Annotated in this window: 16 protein-coding genes; 9 read left to right on the top strand and 7 right to left on the bottom strand. The window is 62.2% G+C overall.

The genetic code is table 11. The annotated features are described in order from the left end of the window. Nucleotides 1-1,302, bottom strand: a complete 1,302-nt coding sequence (locus GA0061105_RS11385; protein WP_092750228.1) for a carbohydrate ABC transporter permease — start codon at nucleotides 1,300-1,302, stop codon at nucleotides 1-3. Between the two features lie 59 nt (nucleotides 1,303-1,361). Continuing rightward, the gene (locus GA0061105_RS11380) at nucleotides 1,362-2,708 is read right to left on the bottom strand and encodes a type 2 periplasmic-binding domain-containing protein (protein WP_092750227.1); all 1,347 of its coding nucleotides are present in this window, start codon (nucleotides 2,706-2,708) and stop codon (nucleotides 1,362-1,364) included. Between the two features lie 248 nt (nucleotides 2,709-2,956). Between GA0061105_RS11380 and GA0061105_RS11375 the strand changes: the two genes are divergently transcribed. Continuing rightward, complete coding sequence (locus tag GA0061105_RS11375) at nucleotides 2,957-3,415, top strand: YbaK/EbsC family protein (RefSeq protein ID WP_064696674.1); 459 nt, start codon at nucleotides 2,957-2,959, stop codon at nucleotides 3,413-3,415. An 83-nt stretch (nucleotides 3,416-3,498) separates the two neighbouring features. After that, the gene (locus GA0061105_RS11370) at nucleotides 3,499-4,506 is read left to right on the top strand and encodes a Tim44 domain-containing protein (RefSeq protein WP_092750226.1); all 1,008 of its coding nucleotides are present in this window, start codon (nucleotides 3,499-3,501) and stop codon (nucleotides 4,504-4,506) included. Between the two features lie 52 nt (nucleotides 4,507-4,558). Here GA0061105_RS11370 and GA0061105_RS11365 read toward each other — a convergent pair whose 3' ends face one another. Then, complete coding sequence (locus tag GA0061105_RS11365) at nucleotides 4,559-5,590, bottom strand: hydroxyacid dehydrogenase (protein ID WP_092750344.1); 1,032 nt, start codon at nucleotides 5,588-5,590, stop codon at nucleotides 4,559-4,561. 274 nt (nucleotides 5,591-5,864) lie between these two features. Here GA0061105_RS11365 and GA0061105_RS11360 point away from each other — a divergent pair, with 274 nt between their 5' ends. From GA0061105_RS11360 to cydX, 7 genes are all read left to right on the top strand, one after another. Beyond that, complete coding sequence (locus tag GA0061105_RS11360; RefSeq protein ID WP_092750225.1) at nucleotides 5,865-6,464, top strand: HupE/UreJ family protein; 600 nt, start codon at nucleotides 5,865-5,867, stop codon at nucleotides 6,462-6,464. A gap of 481 nt (nucleotides 6,465-6,945) precedes the next feature. After that, a complete protein-coding gene (locus tag GA0061105_RS11355; RefSeq protein ID WP_064696678.1) occupies nucleotides 6,946-7,524 on the top strand; it encodes a GbsR/MarR family transcriptional regulator in 579 nt (192 codons plus the stop codon). A gap of 4 nt (nucleotides 7,525-7,528) precedes the next feature. Next, nucleotides 7,529-9,259, top strand: coding sequence for a thiol reductant ABC exporter subunit CydD (gene cydD / locus GA0061105_RS11350; protein ID WP_092750224.1), 1,731 nt, complete (start codon nucleotides 7,529-7,531; stop codon nucleotides 9,257-9,259). Beyond that, nucleotides 9,256-10,947, top strand: a complete 1,692-nt coding sequence (locus GA0061105_RS11345) for an amino acid ABC transporter ATP-binding/permease protein (protein ID WP_092750223.1) — start codon at nucleotides 9,256-9,258, stop codon at nucleotides 10,945-10,947. The genes cydD and GA0061105_RS11345 overlap by 4 nt, the downstream gene beginning before the upstream one ends. A 76-nt stretch (nucleotides 10,948-11,023) precedes the next feature. Continuing rightward, a complete protein-coding gene (locus GA0061105_RS11340; RefSeq protein ID WP_092750222.1) occupies nucleotides 11,024-12,604 on the top strand; it encodes a cytochrome ubiquinol oxidase subunit I in 1,581 nt (526 codons plus the stop codon). 6 nt (nucleotides 12,605-12,610) lie between these two features. Then, nucleotides 12,611-13,765 (top strand): cytochrome d ubiquinol oxidase subunit II, encoded by a 1,155-nt coding sequence (gene cydB, locus GA0061105_RS11335; RefSeq protein WP_092750221.1) that lies wholly within the window; start codon nucleotides 12,611-12,613, stop codon nucleotides 13,763-13,765. 13 nt (nucleotides 13,766-13,778) lie between these two features. Then, nucleotides 13,779-13,901 (top strand): cytochrome bd-I oxidase subunit CydX, encoded by a 123-nt coding sequence (gene cydX / locus GA0061105_RS11330; RefSeq protein WP_064696683.1) that lies wholly within the window; start codon nucleotides 13,779-13,781, stop codon nucleotides 13,899-13,901. 230 nt (nucleotides 13,902-14,131) lie between these two features. Here the strand turns inward: cydX and GA0061105_RS11325 are convergent, their stop codons facing one another. From GA0061105_RS11325 to GA0061105_RS11310, 4 genes are read right to left on the bottom strand one after another with little or no spacing between them, the layout of a single operon-like run. Further along, nucleotides 14,132-16,135 (bottom strand): aldo/keto reductase, encoded by a 2,004-nt coding sequence (locus tag GA0061105_RS11325; protein WP_092750220.1) that lies wholly within the window; start codon nucleotides 16,133-16,135, stop codon nucleotides 14,132-14,134. Between the two features lie 36 nt (nucleotides 16,136-16,171). Further along, the gene (locus GA0061105_RS11320; protein ID WP_092750219.1) at nucleotides 16,172-17,254 is read right to left on the bottom strand and encodes an ABC transporter ATP-binding protein; all 1,083 of its coding nucleotides are present in this window, start codon (nucleotides 17,252-17,254) and stop codon (nucleotides 16,172-16,174) included. A gap of 11 nt (nucleotides 17,255-17,265) precedes the next feature. Continuing rightward, nucleotides 17,266-18,102 (bottom strand): carbohydrate ABC transporter permease, encoded by an 837-nt coding sequence (locus tag GA0061105_RS11315; protein ID WP_092750218.1) that lies wholly within the window; start codon nucleotides 18,100-18,102, stop codon nucleotides 17,266-17,268. Continuing rightward, nucleotides 18,099-18,959 (bottom strand): carbohydrate ABC transporter permease, encoded by an 861-nt coding sequence (locus tag GA0061105_RS11310; RefSeq protein WP_092750217.1) that lies wholly within the window; start codon nucleotides 18,957-18,959, stop codon nucleotides 18,099-18,101. The genes GA0061105_RS11315 and GA0061105_RS11310 overlap by 4 nt, the downstream gene beginning before the upstream one ends. Nucleotides 18,960-18,978: the final 19 nt, after the last annotated feature.

Genomic DNA, 18,978 nt, shown 5'->3' with positions numbered 1-18,978 from the left:
TCAATCCTCGATCAGGGGCTTAGCGACAAGCGTGCGGTAGTTGAAGACGCGCAGATAGAGGAGCGACAGGGTGACGCCGATGACGACGAGCACCAGCGCCATGGCTGCGCCCAGCCCGTATTCGAGATTGCCGGCATAATTCCTGAGCGCGGTGTGATAGGCGGCGAGCGCCCAGACCTCGGTCGAATTACCAGGTCCGCCATTGGTGGCGAGCAGGATCTCGTTGAAGGAGGCGAGCAGCGACAGCGTCTGATAGCAGGTGACGAAGAGGATCGGCCAGCGCATCTGCGGCAGGATGATGTAGCGGATCTGCTGCCAGCGCGACGCGCCGTCGACCTCGCTCGCATAGAACTGGCTCTTCGGAATGGCCTTCATCGCCGAGGAGAAGACCAGCATGCCCATCGAGGCGCCGATGAAACCGTTGATCAGCACGACGAAGAACCAGGCATTATACGCGGTGTCGAGCAGGTAGTTCTTTGCGGGGTAGCCGAACTTGCCCATCAGGACCGAGATAAAGCCGCTATCCCAGGCGAGCCATTTCCACAGCAGGATATAGATTACGACGGGCGTAATGCGCGGCAGCAACCAGATGCCGCGGAAGATCGAGGCTGGTCTCGGCGGCATGTAATGCGTCCAGATCGCCAGCAGCAGTGCATAACCAACATTGAAGAGCGTCAGCACCAGCGCGACGTAGAGTGCGGTGTTGAAGAGCACGCGCGCCATATCCGGCGAGGTAGCGATGCGCGAGAAATTGTCTGTCGTCCACGTCCAGCCGGTATAGCTGGCCTCGGCGACGGTTTCCTTCTGTTCCGGCGTCAATTTGAGGCCCAGACTATCGAGAGCCGAAAAGAGCTGTCGCTTGCTGTCGAAGCGCGTGTTGACGACCGAGCGGTTGAACTGTTCGGAAATCTGCTTGACGTCACGCGTCGAAGGTCGTTCAGCCAGATCCTTGAGCATGCGCTCGGCCTCGCGGCGCGTCGGGAAGACCTCGCCGGCGTGTTTGGCCCGCAATTCCGCGGCGATGCCGGGCGCAAGCCCAAGGCCTTCCACGGCCTTGAGGCCGGCCTCATCGATCGCATAGCGCGGTTCGGCCATTTCGTCGGCAATGTCGGGCATTACCGATTTCAGCGTGTTCAGCGAACTCGGCGCGATCTGATAGGCGCCACCGGAGATACCGGTCGCCGTCGTCATGTTGGTCATCGAAAAGACCGCCGTCAGAACGACCGGCATAAGGAAGAAGAGAACGATCATGATCGCCGCAGGCGCGATCATCACCAGTCCGAGCGTTCTGGACGACTTCATGGGAGCCTCCTCGCGAATCCTCTGGGCGCCGGGGCGCCGCCCAGAGGAGTGCTTAGATCTTAGCGGATGACGATCTTGTCACCGAGCGTGCTCTTTAGCTCGCTCTCGGCATCGCCGATGGCGGCGTCAACGGTCTTGTCGCCGGTCCAGGACGCCTGAAGGTTCTTCCACATGATGTTCCAGTAGGTACCGAAATCCGAATTGTTCGGCATCGCATTGGCATGCGGCAGCAGGCGTTCGGTGGCTTCGCGAGCCCAGCGGTCGTCGGCGTAGAAGTCCACTTCGGCTTCGGCTTTGGAGATGCCGAGATGGGCGGATTTAATCGCATGCAGCGCGTTGATGCGCGGCTCGGAGGCGATCGTGATCAGCTGGGCGGCGATCTGCGTATCTTCATCGCTGTGTCCTGCGGTCAGCATGTAGACGAGCGGATGCGTCAGCGTGTTGGGCTTGCCGCCCTCTCCGGCCGGGATCAGCGTGAAGACGATGTTGTCGAAGAAATCCTTAAGCCCTTCCTGGTTTACGAGGCGGGCGTAATGCCAGGTGCCGGCGTCCCAGATACCGGCGTTGCCGGTGGCGACTTCCTTCCACCATTGATCGCCCGGCATGCCGATGTGGTTCTTCTTGGTGACGCCTGATTTAACGGCGTCGGCGAAGAATTGGTAGGTGCGGGTCATTGCCCCCTTGTCGAAGACGAGCTTGCCGTTCTCCTCCATCGTGCCGCCGAAACTGGTGTAGAACTGCCAATAGTCAGGGCCGTTGCTGGGGCGCGGATAGAAACCGTAGCCCGGCTGGACCAGGCCCTTGTCCTGCATCTTCTTGGCATCTTCGAGCAGGTTCTTCATGGTGTATTTGCCGTCCTGAACGTTCTGCGGCAATGCATCCAGATCGGCGTCGGTGTAGCCGATCGCCTTCATGTACGGCTTCCAGAAGAACATCGGACGGGATTCTGCATCCTGCGGAACGCCGTAGACGGTGTCGTTGTAGGAAGCGATCTGCAGCAGGTTCTCATAGATGCCGTTGAGCGGCCAGGCGTCGAGATCGACATGATCCTCGATCGGAACGATGAGGCCGGCCTGCGACCATGGAGCGATGTCTTCATGACCACTGGCGACGATATTCGGCGCCTTCTTGGCCTCGGCGGCAAGGGTCAGCGCCTGTTTGAAATCGTCCCAGCCGGAATACGGCTTCTTCTCGATGGTGATCTTCAGATCTTCGCCCTTGAGGGCAGCTTCGCGCTGCAGCTGCTGGGCCGCGATCTCAATGGCATCGAGACGATAGACGTCGTTTGGGCCGGTGCCGCCGGCCCAGACGCTGATGGTAACGTCCTTGGCGAGTGCGAATACGGAGGTCGAGGCCAAGATGGCAGCCGCGATCGTGAGGGATTTCAACATCGGCAAAATGGTCATTTTCTTCGTCTCCCTAGAAGAGCAGTGTGGAGCCTCTTGACGGGTCAGCACTGTTGCTTGATGGCCGCTCCGAAACCCCGCAAAAACGTGACGAGTCCCGCTCTATGAGCTTGTTGTAACGGCCGAATGACAAAATTGAGCACGTGTGCAAAATTATTATGACCATGTCCGGTGGACTTGCAAGCGCCGGTTTTCAGTGGGCATCATTTGTGCTTCAAATTGCGCTTATGCTGGTCTAGCTTTAGGTCATGAGCCTTGAATCCGTCCGCGCATTCCTTCGAGCGCACGCACCCGATATCGACATCATCGAAACCGCCGAGAGTTCCTCGACGGTTGCCCTTGCCGCCGAAGCCCATGGCGTCGAGCCGGCGCAGATCGCCAAAACGATCTGTCTTCGCGTCGGCGAGCAGATGATGCTGGTTGTCGCTGGCGGTACGGCCCGGCTCGACAATCGCAAGTTCAAGGACACTTTCGGGGCTAAGGGGCGCATGCTCGATGCCGAAGAGGTCGTCGCGGTCACCAGCCACCCCGTCGGCGGTGTCTGCCCGTTCGGCCTGCCCTCGCCGCTACCCATCTATTGCGACGTCTCGCTGAAACGCTTCGATGAAGTCGTTCCCGCGGCGGGCTCGACCAATTCGGCCGTGCGCATTGCCACCGGAAGGCTGGCCGAGCTGACCGGTGCCAGCTGGGTCGATGTCTGCCAGTAAAGCGCAATAGAACTTCAATCTTGAGAAAGAGCACCTATATTAGCTTTCGATATGCCATGATTGTGCATGACAGGAGATCAGGAATGCCGGGTGCCGTTTCGCGTTTTGCCAAGATTGCGGCGATTGCCGTACTGACGAGCGCTACCGTTTTTGCTTCGCTAGGGGATGCCGAGGCCCGCCGCGCCGGGGGCTCCGGTTTCGGGAGCCGCGGCACGCGCACCTTCCAGGCTCCGCCCGCCACTCAAACTGCCCCCGCTCCTGCCGCGCCGATCGAACGGTCGATGACGCCGCGTCCACAGACGACTGCGCCTGCTACAGCACAGCAGCCCCTCGGCGCCCAGCGGCCCGGTTTCTTCAACGGCTTCGGGCGTTCGATGATCGGCGGCCTGATCGCCGGCGGTCTTCTCGGCATGCTGCTCGGACACGGTTTCGGCGGCGGCTTCGGCTTCCTCGGCATGCTGCTGCAGATCGCCTTGATCGGCGGCGCCATCATGCTCGCCATGCGTTATTTCGCCAACCGCCGCCAGCCCTCTTACGGCGTCAGCGGTCAGAGCCGGTCCCACGGCCAGTCTTTCAACATGTCGCCCGCGAACAATTCGTCGTTCCAGATCCCGGCGATCGGTTCGGGCGCCGGTTACGGCGGAAAATCGCGGGACAATCGCCCGAGCGACGAGATCGGGCTGGCGCAGGCTGACCTCGACCAGTTCGAGGAGTTGCTGACGAGCGTGCAGACTGCTTACGGCGCTGAGGATTACGGCACGTTGCGCCGGCTGACGACGCCCGAGGCAATGTCCTACCTTGCCGAGGAACTCGGAGAAAACGCCACCAACGGCGTGCGCAACCGCGTCTCCGACGTCAAGCTGCTGCAGGGCGACATTGCCGAGGCCTGGCGTGAAGAAGGCCAGGAATATGCGACACTCGCCATGCGTTATTCCTCGATCGATGCGATGGTCGAACGTGACAGCGGCCGTGTCGTTTCCGGCGACGACCGCCGTCCGAGCGAAAGCACCGAGATCTGGACCTTCGTGCGCAAGCCCGGGGCGGACTGGAAGCTCGCCGCAATCCAGGGCACCGGGCAGCGCGCCGCCTAAAGAAAGCCGCTACACATGCTGCCCAGACTGTCCGTCAGCTTGGGCGGCATTTTCAATTCACCGCGACCGGTTTGGAGCGCATGCGGGAGACCGTCTCGCGTTCGGCTCGTTTGCAGCGCATCGGCGGCAGGCCGCGATCCATCAGGTCCATGTCTTCCAATACCATATCGCCCATCTTCTTGAAGGCGCTGTCGAGCGCGCCGGCCCGGTGCGCCGAGCGGATGAAGCCCGTCACGCTGCGCACCGGATGGTCGACCGGCAACGGCTCTTGCGGATAGACGTCGCTTGCCGCGACGATATGGCCCGAGGAAACCGCCGCCATCAGCGCGTCGAAATCGACGACATCGGCGCGGCTGAGCAGGATGAAGGCCGCTCCCCTGCGCATGCTGGCGAAGGCCTCGGCGGCGAGAAATCCCTTGTTTTCGCTGGTGACGGCGGCGACGACGAAGACGAAATCGCTCTTCGTCAGAACATCCTCGAGGCTCGCGGGCTCGACGCCGTTTTCCTCGAGGATCGAGCGGGGAAGCCAGGGATCGAACACCCTGATGCGTGCATTGAAGCCGGACAGCACCCGCCGCAGCGCCTTGCCGAGATCGCCGAAGCCGACAATGCCAATCTCGGAACCGGCGATGAGCCGCGCGCTCGCATTGCCCTCACCGCCCCAGAGCTCGGTGCCTTCGCGGAAGGCGACATCCGCATCGACGATGCCGCGCGCCAGGGCCAGCGCGAAACCGAGACCGAGTTCGGCGACCGGCTCGGCGAAGACCTGGCCTGTCGTCACCACATGAATGCCGCGTTGAAAGAGGACCTCATAGGGCATGTTGTTGAGAAGATTGCTCTCGACGTTGAGGATCGAGCATAGAGCCGGCATTCTGCTCAGTGTTTCCGCCGACAGAGGCGGCTGGCCGATAATGTAGCGCGCTCTGCAGAGGATCTCGTCGCCAAGTCCGGCGATATCGTCCGGATCGGCTTCGACGACCTCGTATTTCGCATGCAGTTCCGCGCGCGCCTTGTCGCTGAAGATCAGATCAAGCGTGCGCGGCTCGGGTGCGCTTATCGCCAGCGGCCGTTCGATATTGCTCATGGGCGGCATCTCCTCCATCGCGGCGGCATGCGCCGTTTCGCCGGATGATTGATAGCGCCTGTGCCGGGAAGTAAAAAGGGCTGGGGCGCGATGCACCCGGAAAAGCAATCGAAAGCGGCATCTGCCTATCACATAAGCACTTGAATCCACGTATTATTTCGTGGGCATTTTCGTTGACGGCGAAAATTCTTTGAACTAGCGTGATGTGCGCCTTGGAACCGTGCCCGTGTTCGGCGCCCGCAGGATATTCGAAAACTCAGTGGGGAATCGAGCAATGAAATCAGCAATCAAGAGCGGCCTGCTTGCCTTGGCTGCCGCAGCGCTTCCAGCCGTGGCCTATGCCCATACCGGTATTGGCCAGACATCCGGTTTCATGCATGGCTTCAGCCATCCGGTTTCGGGCCTCGATCATATCCTCGCCATGGTCATGGTCGGCGTTTTCGCGTCTCAGCTCGGTGGCCGTGCAGCTTGGCCCGTGCCGACAACCTTCATACTCGTCATGGCGCTGGGTGGCGGGCTCGGAATGGCAGGCGTGAACGTTCCCTTCGTTGAAATCGGTATCGCCCTTTCCGTCATTATCCTCGGTGCGATCGTGGCGCTTGGCGTCAAGGCACCGACCGCAGTTGCAATGGGGGTCGTCGGCCTCTTTGCGATCTTCCATGGGCATGCGCACGGCATGGAAATGCCCGAGGACGCCGGCGGTGCCGCCTATGCTGCCGGTTTCATGATGGCGACCGCCTTCCTCCATGCCGCCGGCCTCGGTCTCGGCTTCCTGATCGCCCGCATTGGGGAACGTCAGGGCTCCTTCGCCGTGCGGACAGCCGGCGGTGTTGCCGCGGTTGCCGGTGTCGGCATCCTGACGGGCATGATCTGAGCCTGACGGTTCTACGTGGATGGCGTTTTTGACGTCTTTCCGACTGAGCGTCTCTATCAGACGGATCTTTCCGAGCCGGAGATTGTCCTGAGCGGTCCCGGGCGTATCACCGCATCGCATCGGCCCGGACATGGATTTCGACCCAATACCGAGCGGCTTGCCAATGTTACGCGTCAATACGCTGCCGTTTCCACCCGAACCATCTGACCTTACGTTAATGTTCAGGGCCATTATTGCGGTCCGGCTGCAACGCCCGGCATGCATGACGCATCGCCGGGCGTTTCCGTGTCCTCTTCGCAAAGTGTCGCGGACTTGACCTAAGTCAAATCCAGTCGTGTCGCGCCCGGCTATATCCAGCTCGCGAGCAACGGACGGACATCCAAATTGACGCAGGGGGCGCCCTGCCAATTGCCGGCGGGGTGCAAAAGTCAGTATAGTAATTTCAGAAATTTCTGAAATCACAGACGCAACGGAAATTGCCATGAACCTTCCGCCTCTCGTCCAGTCCTTCGTTCTCCATTTCGGCGAAATGGGATCGCGCTGGGGAATCAACCGCACGGTGGGACAGATCTATGCCCTGCTCTTCGTCTCGCCCGCACCGCTGTGCGCCGAAGAGATTGCCGATTCCCTCAGCATCTCGCGCTCGAACGTGTCGATGAGCCTGCGCGAATTACAGGCCTGGAACCTCGTGATCCTCAAACACAAGCCGGATGATCGCCGTGATTTTTTCACGACGCCTGACGACGTCTGGCAGATATTGAGGACGCTCGCCGAGGAAAGAAAGAAACGTGAAGTCGATCCGACGCTGTCGGTTCTGCGTGAGATCCTGATGCAGCGGCCGGCCAGCGACGCCGAGCGGCATGCGCAGCAGCGCATGAGCGAGATGCACACGCTGATCGAACAACTGACCCATTGGTATGAAGACGTGAAACAACTAGAAACGGAAAGGCTCGCGACGCTACTCTCGCTCGGCGCGAAAGTGACAAAGCTTTTGGAGGCCAAGGACCGGGTGATCTCGCTCGGCCGCAACCGCCGGCCAAATCCTGCGAATAAGAGTTAGTGCCATGGGCACTGCATTCTTTGACGCGACAAATGAAGCGGAGCCCCGGCGGCGGGATGGAGAAGCCCCGTTGTCACGCCCCGGCGCGGCGAAAGGCCGGCTGCGCAATGCGGCAATGCTGCAGGCGCTGGCCGCCGCCATCTGGATCCCGCAGGCAGGGTTGCTGTCCGTTTCGGTCGGCCGTCTCACCGATGGAGGCGGGCTGCGTGACGTTCTCTGGCCGGCCTCCGGCATCCTCATCCTCGGAGTGGTAAGAAGCTGTTTCGACGCGGCTGGCGGCCGCCTGGCCTTTCGCGCCGCACGGGCCGAGCTCAGCCGGAAGCGGCATGCCGCCGCCGCGTCGCTTTCCGTGTCGTCGCCAGTCGATCGCGGCAGGCCGGCATCCGGAAAGGCGGCGAGCGTCATCGGCGAACAGGCCGAACTCATCGTGCCCTATCTCGCCCGCTTCCAGCCGGCACGTGTGAAAGCGAGCCTTGTGCCGCTCGTCATCCTCGCAGTCATCCTGCCGGTCTCCTGGATCGCGGCGCTTGTCCTGCTGTTTGCTGCGCCGCTAATTCCGATCTTTATGGCGCTGATCGGTTGGCGTGCCCAGGCGGCCAGCGAAAAACAGCTTGTTGCAACGGGCGGCCTCAATGGCTTTCTGCTCGATCGCCTGCGCGGACTGGCGACGATCCGCACGCTCGATGCCGTCGATGCAACCGCCCTGAGACTGCGCAGCCAGGCCGAAACGCTTCGCGTGCGCACCATGGCGGTGCTGAAGATCGCCTTTCTCTCCTCGGCAGTGCTCGAACTTTTCGCAGCACTCGGCGTGGCGATGATTGCCGTCTATGTCGGCTTCAGCCTGCTCGGCGAGATCCGCTTCGGCACCTGGGTTGGCCGGCTTGACTTGACCGAGGGGCTGTTCATCCTGCTGCTTGCGCCCGCCTTCTTCGAGCCGCTGCGCGAACTCTCGGCCGTGTGGCACGACCGGGCAGCGGGGGAAGCGGCGCTGAAAGCACTGGACGCGCTCGCCGCTGGCGGTCTGCCCATCCAAGGCTCGGCTGAAGCGGCGGTACCCGCCGGCAGCGCGGCGCCGGACATCCATCTTGAAAATATCGCCTTTCGTTATGGTGCAGACGAACGGTTGATCCTCGGCGGGTTCAACCTCGATGTCGGTGCCGGCGAACATCTGGCGCTTGTCGGCGCCAGCGGTTCCGGCAAGTCGACGCTTCTTTCGCTGATAGCGGGGCTGGCACCCTGCACCGACGGCCGCATCATCGTCGGCGGCGTTGAGCTTGGGGATGACACCGCCGCTCTTCTGCGGGGCGCAATGGCGTGGATCGGCCAGAAACCGCACATCTTTGCCGGCAGCATCGCAGGCAACATCGCACTCGGCAGGGCCCGCGTCTCACGCGAAGACGTGGGAAAAGCGCTCGATGCCGCCAGCCTGGGAAAGGTGGCCGACGCCTATGGCAGCCGGCCGCTCGGTGAAGGTGGTATCGGGCTTTCCGGCGGCGAGGCGCTGCGGCTTGCGATCGCGCGGGCAGCTTGCAATCCGCATCTGAAGATCATCCTGGCTGATGAGCCGACCGCCCATCTCGACGCTGCCACCGCCGCCGAAGTGACCGAGAGCCTGCTCTTGCTTTCGAAGGGCCGCACTTTGATCGTTGCGACCCACGATCCGCTGCTTGCCGCCCGCATGCATCGCGCTATCGGCATCGATGCCGATTTCGCCATGAGGGAGGCAGCCGAATGAGCTTTTTTATCGCGGATATCAAGCCGATCCTGAGTCTGTTCCTCGCCGAGCGCCGGCGCGCGCTGCTGCTCGGCGCGATGCTTTCGGCAGCAACGGTGACGGCGGGCATTGCTTTGCTCGGCCTGTCCGGCTGGTTCATCACCGCCACCTCGCTCGCCGGCCTTTCGGCCGCGGCCGCCATGACCTTCGACGTTTTTGCGCCGGCGGCCGGCATCCGCCTGCTCGCCATCATCAGAACAGCGGCGCGTTACGGTGAAAGGCTTGCAACCCATGACGCGACGCTCGGCGTGCTCGCGGCGCTTCGCGAAAGGCTGTTTCGCGGCTTCGCCGAACCGGGGGCCGCCCGCACTCTCTTTCACCGCCCCGCGCGGCTGCTCTTCCGGCTGACGGCCGATATCGATGCGCTCGATTCCCTTTATCTCCGCATTCTCGTCCCGGCTGCTGTCGCAGTCGGCGCAGCACTGACCGCGAGCGTCGTGCTGGGACTGATGCATTTCGTGTTCGGCCTGGGTTTCGGCCTCTTTCTTGCCGGCGCCGGCCTTGGCCTGCCGTTGATCGCCGGACGCGCTGCGCGTAAACATGCCCGGCGGCGCGCTCATGGCATTGAGGCGCTGCGGTCGCGGGCGATCGATCTCGTCGCCGGCCAGACCGACCTGCTGATGGCCGGCCGGCTTGAGGCCCAGAGAGGCGCGATTGCTGCGGCCGACAGCTATGCCGCCCACGCCGATGATCGGCTGAACCGCGTCGAAACCGGCCTGACATTCGGCTTCGGCCTCGTCTCGACACTCCTGCTGGCGGCATCGCTGCTTGCCGTTGCGGCCCTTACAGAAACGAAGGCGATTACCGCGCCTGTCGCAGCCCTCGGCCTGCTCGTCGCCTTCGCGTCGGTCGAGCCCTTCGCGGCGCTGCGCCGCGGAGCCCTGGAACTTGGGCGGACGTTGCTCGCCGCAAAGCGCATCGCACCGCGTCTTGCCGTCGCTGACGAGGCCCGACCGTTGGCGACGCCATCGCCGGGATATGTCTTTTGTCTGGCTGGCGTGTCCGCCTTCCATGAGAATTCCGCCGTGCCGGCGCTGGAGAATATCGACCTCGTGCTCAAGCAGGGCGAACGCCTCGCCGTCATCGGCAGCAGCGGCGCCGGCAAGACGAGCCTGCTCGCTCTGCTTTCCCACGAGTTACCGGCGAGGGCGGGAAGTATTGCCGCGATGACGGCGACGGTGCTGACGCAACGGACGGAACTCTTTGAGGATAGCCTGCGCGGCAACCTGGCGCTTGCCAACCCGGAGGCCAGCGAGACTGGCCTTCGCCAAGCGCTCGCCGCCGCCGGCCTGCTTGTCGATGTCGAGGCCATGCCGCGGGGGCTCGATACGCCGCTCGGCGAAGGCGGGCTCGGCCTTTCCGGCGGCCAGTCGCGCCGGCTGGCGCTTGCCCGGCTCTTCCTGCGCGACACGCCGCTCTGGCTGCTCGACGAGCCGACCGAAGGCCTCGATGGCGCCACCGCCCGCGATGTGCTCTCACGGCTGTCGGCGATGGCGGCAGGCCGCTCGCTGGTGATCGCAACGCATATCCGCCGCGAGGCTGTGATCGCAGACCGCATCGCCGTCATCGAAGGCGGCCGTATTTCAGAAGTTTCGCGCCGTGGAGAGGCGGCATTCGAAAAGGCGCTCGACCGGCTTCGGCCGGACTGAGCAAGACCGCATGCCCTCTCGCGCCGGCCGGCGCTGAGGAACGCTCCGTAGCCCGTGGGACCGTGGGAGAAAGACAATGGAACTAGATATCGTAGCGCTTTCGCGCTTCCAATTTGCGCTGACGGCGCTTTACCATTTCCTGTTCGTGCCGCTGACGCTCGGCCTGTCCGTGCTGCTGGCGATCATGGAAACCGTCTACGTTATGACCGGCCGCCAGATTTGGCGCCAGATGACGAAATTCTGGGGCACGCTGTTCGGCATCAATTTTGTGCTCGGCGTCGCGACCGGCATCGTCATGGAATTCCAGTTCGGCATGAACTGGAGCTACTATAGCTATTATGTCGGCGACATCTTCGGCGCGCCGCTGGCGATCGAAGGCCTGATGGCCTTTTTCCTCGAGGCGACCTTCGTCGGCCTGTTCTTCTTCGGCTGGGACAAGCTGTCGAAGGTCGGCCATCTCGTCGCCACCTGGGCGGTAGCGCTCGGCTCGAATTTTTCCGCACTCTGGATTCTCATCGCCAATGGCTGGATGCAGAACCCCGTGGGGTCGGCGCTCAATCCGCAGACGATGCGCATGGAGATCACAAGCTTCTTCGACGTCGTCTTCAATCCGGTCGCCCAGGCGAAATTCGTCCATACGGTGTCGGCAGGCTATGTCTGTGCCTCGATCTTCGTGCTCGGCGTATCGGCCTGGTATGTGCTGAAGGGCCGGCATATCGAACTTGCCAAGCGCTCGATGACGGTCGCCGCCTCCTTCGGCCTTGCCTCGGCGCTGTCCGTTGTCGTTTTGGGTGACGAGAGCGGTTATCTCGCGACCGAAAACCAGAAGATGAAACTCGCCGCGATCGAAGGCATGTGGACGACGGAGCCGGCTCCGGCCGCCTTCACCGCTTTCGGCTTCCCGGATCAGGAAGCGCGGGAGACGCATTTTGCCGTGCATATCCCGTGGGTCATGGGCCTGATCGGCACAAGGTCGCTGACAACAGAGATCCCCGGCATCGACAAGCTCGAACAGCAGGCCGAAACCCGTATCCGCGACGGCATCAAGGCATACGACGCGCTGATGCAGATACGCGCAGCACCCGCGCAGGATCAGGTAGCACAGGAGGTGCGGACCTCCTTCGAGGATCTCGGCCATGATCTCGGTTACTCGCTTCTTCTGAAGCGTTATGTCGACGATCCGCGCCAGGCGACCGATGCGCAAATCGTTCAGGCGGCGCGTGATACGATCCCACATGTGCCGACGCTCTTCTGGTCCTTCCGCATCATGGTGGGCCTCGGTATCTTCTTTATCCTGCTGACGGCGACCTTCTTCTGGCTATCGGCGCGGCGCCATCTCGACAAGTACCCGCTGCTCCTGAGGATTGCCGTGCTGGCGATCCCGCTGCCCTGGGTCGCCATCGAACTCGGCTGGGTAGTTGCCGAATTCGGCCGCCAGCCCTGGGTCATCGAAGGCGTGCTGCCGACGGCTGCCGCCGTCTCCAGCCTCGGCGCCGGCACCGTGCTTTTGACGATCATCGGTTTTGCCGCGCTCTACACGGTGCTGATCGTCATGGAAATGAGCCTGATGATCAAGGCGATCAGACAGGGACCGGAGCCGGACGACGAGCCGGAAGCCGTCCTCATTTCCGAAACCCTCGTCCCGGCCGCGGAGTGAACTGCCATGATCCTTCACGAACTCATCGATTATGAAACCCTGCGTCTGACTTGGTGGCTGTTGCTCGGCGTCTTGCTGATCGCCTTTGCGACGACGGGCGGTTTCGACCTCGGCGTCGGCACGCTTCTGCCCCTGGTCGCCAGAACCGATACGGAACGGCGCGTGGCGATCAACACGATCGGCGCCACCTGGGAGGGCAACCAGGTCTGGCTGATCCTTGGCGGCGGCGCCATCTTCGCCGCCTGGCCGCCGCTTTATGCGGTCTCTTTCTCGGGCTTTTATCTTGCAATGTTCGCCATCCTTTTCGCGCTCATCCTGCGCCCGGTCGGGTTCAAATACCGGTCGAAGCGGGAAAGTGCCCGGTGGCGTAACGGTTGGGACTGGGCGCTCTTCATCGGCGGCTTCGTGCCGGCGCTTATTTTCGGCGTTGCCGTCGGCAACGTGCTGCAGGGCGTGCCGTTCCGCTTTGCCGACGATATGCGGATCTTCTACGAAGGCTCGTTCTTCGCTCTGCTCAACCCGTATGCGCTGCTTTGCGGCCTGCTCTCCGTCGCCATGCTGACGATGCATGGCGCGGCCTGGCTGGTGCTGAAGGCGAGCGGCCCGGTCGCGGAACGCGCTAGGAGTTATGGCAGCATCGCCGCGCTTGCCGCCATCGTGCTCTTTGCTCTTGGCGGCCTCTTCCTGTGGACCGGCGTTGGCGGATATCGCATTACCAGCGATATCAGCCCGATCGGCCCTTCCAATCCGCTGCTGAAGACGGTGGTGCTCGAGAACGGCGCCTGGCTTGCCAATTACACCGCCCATTCCTGGATGATCGTGGCGCCCGTTCTCGGCTTCGGCGGCGCGGCATTGGCCTTTATCGCCATGCGGGCAAGGCGCGAGGTGATGACGCTGCTTTTCAGCAAAGTCGCGATCTTTGGCATCATCTCGACGTTCGGCCTGTCGATGTTCCCGTTCATCCTGCCCTCCTCGCTCGATCCGCGATCGAGCCTGACGGTCTGGGACGCATCCTCCAGCCATCTAACGCTGTTCATCATGCTGGTGGTGACGGCGATCTTCCTGCCGATCATCGTCGCCTATACGGCCTGGGTCTATAAGGTTCTGTGGGGCAAGATCGACGAGAAGTCCGTCACCGACAAGAACAGTCACGCCTACTGAAGGAGACGAAACAATGTGGTACTTCGCATGGATCCTCGGCCTGCCGTTGGCAGCAGCCTTCGCCGTCCTCAATGCCATGTGGTATGAGCTGATGGACGATGCAGCCAGGAAGAGGGCTTCCGAGCTGCGCAAGTAGAAATACAAAGGGCGCGACCCGCACCGCGCCCTCAATTTAGGAACAGCCTCGCTCCTTTACTCGGCGTCATCCTCGGCACGAGCCCCCTCATCCGCCTGCCGGCACCTTCTCCCCGCTTGCAGGGCGAAGGGATATCCGCACCGTCTCCTCAATCTCGACGTCACATTTGGCACGTCCCCTCGCCCCGTTTACGGGGAGAGGGCTAGGGTGAGGGGCAGCTTTCTATTGGATCAGCCTTCCAGCCACTTCACCTGATCGGGCGTCAGCTTGATGTCGAGGGCCGAGAGGCTGTCCTCCAATTCGGCGATGGTGCGCGGCCCGATCAGCGGAATGACCGGGAAAGGCTGGGCGATCACGTAGGCGAGCGCGATGTGGATCGGGTTGCGGCCGAGCTTGTTGGCGAGCTCGATGGCGCGGTCACGGCGTCCGAAATTGCGCTCGGAATACCATACGCGGACGATCTCCTCATCGTCCCGTTTGTCGCGGCCGGCGCGGTCGGTGAAGAAGCCGCGCCCCTGGCTGGACCAGGCGAAGTTCGGAATCTGCTTCTCGTTCAGCCATTTCTTCCAGTCGTCATCGGAGGCGGCGACGCAGCCGGCCCAGATCGGATCGAGCATCTCGGCGAGCGAGAAGTTGTTGGAAAGCGCCGCCGGCGCTGCCTTGCCGGTTCTTTCAGCATAGGCGATCGCTTCGTCGAAACGCGCCCGCGTCCAGTTAGAACCGCCGAAGATGCCGCGGATACGGCCGCGCTTGACTTCGGCATCCATGGCATCGACGAACTCGCCGACCGGCACGTCGGTATTGTCGCGATGCATGAAATAGATGTCGACATAATCGGTTTTCAGTCGGCCGAGCGACTGGTCGAGCTGCTTTGCGATCATATCGGGATAGCAGAGCGGCGAATGCGCGCCCTTGCCGATCAGCACGATCTCCTCGCGCGGCACCTTGCGGCTGGTGTGCCAGTCCCCGAAGATCGCCTCCGTCTTGCCGGCGCCATAGACAAAGGCCGTATCGAAGGCATTGCCGCCGGCCTCGTAGAAGGCGTCGAGCGTTAGTGAAGCGGCGGCGAAATTCGGGAAGAATTCGAAGCCGAGGGTCACGACCGAAGCGGGTTTGGAGATGCCCGGAATCTGTCGCTGCGGAATGCTGTCGCCGCGCGTGACCGCGCCGCCTGATATATTGGACGTGCGCTTGACGGCTTTCTCGACGCCATATTCGAGACCGACGGAGGCGCGCCACTGGTCGAGCACGCGCAGGTTTGCGATCGAATCCGCCCAGCTCATGCCAGGAGAACTGAACTCGGTTCTGCCGGCCCGGATGGCGTCGCCCGCCGCGTCTGCCTCGAAGGAATAGAGCCAGCGCTCTTCCCTGACCTCGATCGTCTCCTGCTTGCCGCCCTTGAAAATCTCGATCTTGCCGACGCCGCCCTTGTGGCCGGATGCGAACCAGAAGTCCGCCACTTCGATGCGGCCCTCGGAGCCGATGATGCGCAACACATTGTCCTGCTGGGCCATGATCGAGCAGGAGACTTCGGCGATGATCCCGTTCGGGAATTTGAGCACGGCGGAGGCCCATTCATCGACGCCGCTCTCTCCGAGATGGGCGACGCCCGAAACCTTCTCCGGGTCGAGGAAGGCCTTGCCCTCTGCGGCGCCAGCAATCAGTCTCGCCATCGACACCGGATAACCGCCGACATCGAGAATACCGCCGCCGGCGGTATCGTTGGCGAAAAGCCGGTGTTCGGGTTTATAGCTGCCCATGTTGAAGCCGAAGCTCGAGCGGATGATGCGGATCGTACCGATGACGCCGCTCTTGATGAGCTCGACCAGCTTCTCCGTCTGCGGATGCACCCGGTACATGAAGGCCTCGCCGGCAAAGACGCCAGCCTTTTTGGCTTCGTAATAAACGGCTTCGGCATCATAGGCTGAAAGCGCGATCGGCTTTTCGACGAGGATATGCTTGCCGGCGCGTGCGGCCTTGATCGCCCATTCGGCATGGCCAGTATGGGGCACGGAGATATAGACCGCATCAACCTCGGGGTCGGAAAGCAGCGCCTCGTAGCCGTTGACGATGCGGGCGCCGGGGAAGTTTTCGGCAAGTCCCGGCTTGGAAGGATTGCGGGTGGCGATCGCCACCAGTTTGCCCGTGCGCGAATGGGCTACGCCGTCTGCAAAGGTGCGGGCGATGGTGCCGGGGCCGATGATGCCCCAGCGGATCGGTTGCTCGGAAGTCATGGAAACCTCTTTCGTCTTTCTGCCTTGGGATTTGGTTTAGCGAAGCCGTTTGCCGGCGCCGTCGAAAAGGAATGTGCGGCTAGCGGGAAGGCCGACCGTCAGTGTCTCGCGATTGCCTGTCGTGCGCGATTCCGGCCGCTCGATGATCAGCTGTTCGTCGCCGATGGCGGCGTAGATGTAGCTGGTATTGCCGAGATGTTCGGCGACATCGACGGCGACTGTGAGATCGGCATCGCCAGCACCCGCATCGACGAAGTGTTCGGGCCGGATGCCGAGGGTCACCTTCGCGCCGATTTCGACGGGATCCGCGACGGGCAGCGGCAGGCGCGTCTGCGGATTGCTTTCCAGAGCGATCACCGCCCTGCCCAGCTGGGCCTCGACCACCGACGCCTTCAAGAAATTCATCTTCGGCGAGCCGACGAATCCGGCAACGAACTGGTTGGCGGGATCGTCGTAGAGGTCGAGCGGCGCGCCGATCTGTTCGATATTGCCGGCGCGCAGCACGACGATCCTGTCGGCAAGCGTCATCGCTTCCGTCTGGTCATGGGTGACGTAGATCATCGTGGTGCCGAGCTGCTTGTGCAGCCTTGAGATCTCGACGCGCATCTGCACGCGCAGCTCCGCGTCGAGGTTCGACAAAGGCTCGTCGAACAGGAAAACCTCGGGTTCGCGGACGATGGCGCGGCCGATCGCGACACGCTGACGCTGGCCGCCGGAAAGCTGCTTCGGGCGGCGCTTCATCAGCTCGGTGATCTGCAGGATTTCCGCAACACGGCCCACACGCCGCTCGGTGTCGGCTTTCGGATTGCCGTTCATGCGCAGCCCGAAGCTCAAATTTTCCTCGACGGTCAGGTGCGGGTAGAGCGCATATGACTGGAAGACCATGGCGATGCCGCGGTCGGCCGGCTCGACGTCGTTGACGACCTTGCCGGCGATCCGAAGCTCGCCCGATGAAATATCCTCCAAGCCGGCGATCATCCTGAGCAGCGTGGACTTGCCGCAGCCGGAGGGGCCGACGAAGACGACGAATTCGCCGTCCTTGACCTCCAGATCGGCGCCATGGATGATCTCAAAGCCGCCGAAGCGCTTGACGATGTTGCTGAGTGAAAGCTCTGCCATGCGGCCCCCGATTACTTGATTGCGCCGGCCGCGATGCCGGCGATGAAATGGCGCTGGAGAGCCACGAACACGACGAGGATCGGCGCCGTCAGCAGCACCGCGCCGGCCATGATGCCACCCCAGGAGACCTTGGTGAGGCCGATCAGCGTTCCCAATGCCACCGGCGCCGTCATCATCCCCGGTCTGGAATTGATGAGCAGCGGCCAGAGGTAATTGTTCCATGAATGCAGGAAGAGAATGATCGCCAACGCCGCCATCGTCGGGCGCGCCAGCGGCAGGGCAATGCGCAGGAAGATCTGCCATTCCTTGACGCCCTCGACGCGGGCCGCGTCGAACAGTTCGCCAGGCATCATCGAGAAGGACTGCCGCATGAATAAGACGCCAAGCGAATTGAAGAGCGGCGGCACGATCAGAGCCACCCAGGTGTTTGCCAGCTTGAACTCGCGCGCCACCATGATGAATTGCGGAATGACGACCACGGAGAACGGAAGCGTGATCGTGCCGAGGATGATCGCGATGACGACGGCGCGGCCGACGAAACGATAACGTGCCAGCGCCCAGCCGGCCATTGAAGTCAGCATCACCGAGAGCACGGTATAGATGAGCGCCACGCCGATGGAGATCACCATTGCCCCGATGAAATCGGTATCGGCCTGCAGGTTCTTGAAATTCTCGACGAAGTTGGTCGACGGCCACAGCACGATGTCGGGGCTGAAGATGCCGTTGTCGGGCATTGTCGAGAAGACGAACATCATCCAGAGCGGAAACAGCCAGATCAGCGCCAGCGGCGCCAGCACGGCGTGCAGCGCGAGCTGACGGGCGAGAAGGGATTGCGACTTGGATTTCATTTCGGGTCCCTCCCGATCCAGAGATTGAGAAGAGAAATCACCACGGCGAGAGCGGCCATCGTATAGGCGATTGCCGAGGCATAACCGAAGTTAAGCGCGGTGAAACCCTGGCGATAAAGGAAGAGGCCGAGTGTTTCCGTGCCGCCGCCCGGACCGCCGCGATTGGTGATGAGGAAGGGTTCGGTGAAGAGCTGCATGGTGCCGATCACCGAGAGCACCACACAGAACAGGATGATCGGTTTCAGCAGCGGCAGGGTGATGTGGAAGAATTGCTGCACCTTGCTCACCCGGTCGAGCGTCGCCGCCTCGTAGACATCGTCGGGAATGGCTTGAAGCCCGGCAAGGATGATGATGGCGTTATAGCCCGCCCAGCGCCATGTGACGGCGAGAATGATCACTCCCATCGCGGCATTGGCGTTGTCGAACCAGGAGACCGGGCTGAAGCCGACCGCTGAAATCATCTTGTTGATGATGCCGAAATCAAGGCTGAACATCAGCCGGAATACTGCGGCATAGGCGACCTCCCCGACGACGACGGGGGCGAAAAAGGCGAAACGGAAAAGCGGGCGCGCTTTCAAGAGCGGCGAATTGAGCATGACGGCCATGACCGTCGCCAGCGCGATCATGACGGGCACCTGGATCACCAGGATGATCAGCGTGTTGTAAAGAGCGTTATAGAAGGCCGGATCGTAGAAGAGCCGGCCCCAATTGGCCTGGAAGCTGTATTTCCACGGGTTGATGCGCGTGTTCTGAAAGGAAATCAGGAACGAATTGATGATCGGCCAGACCCAGAAGGTGGCAAAGATCAGCAGATAGGGGGCGAGGAACGCATAGGCGCTCCGGGTTCTGAACGGCATCGAGCCTCCTCCTTACGAA

It is taken from the genome of Rhizobium aethiopicum (genome assembly GCF_900094625.1).
GTDB lineage: Bacteria > Pseudomonadota > Alphaproteobacteria > Rhizobiales > Rhizobiaceae > Rhizobium > Rhizobium aethiopicum.
This window is presented reverse-complemented; position numbering and strand designations above follow the sequence as displayed.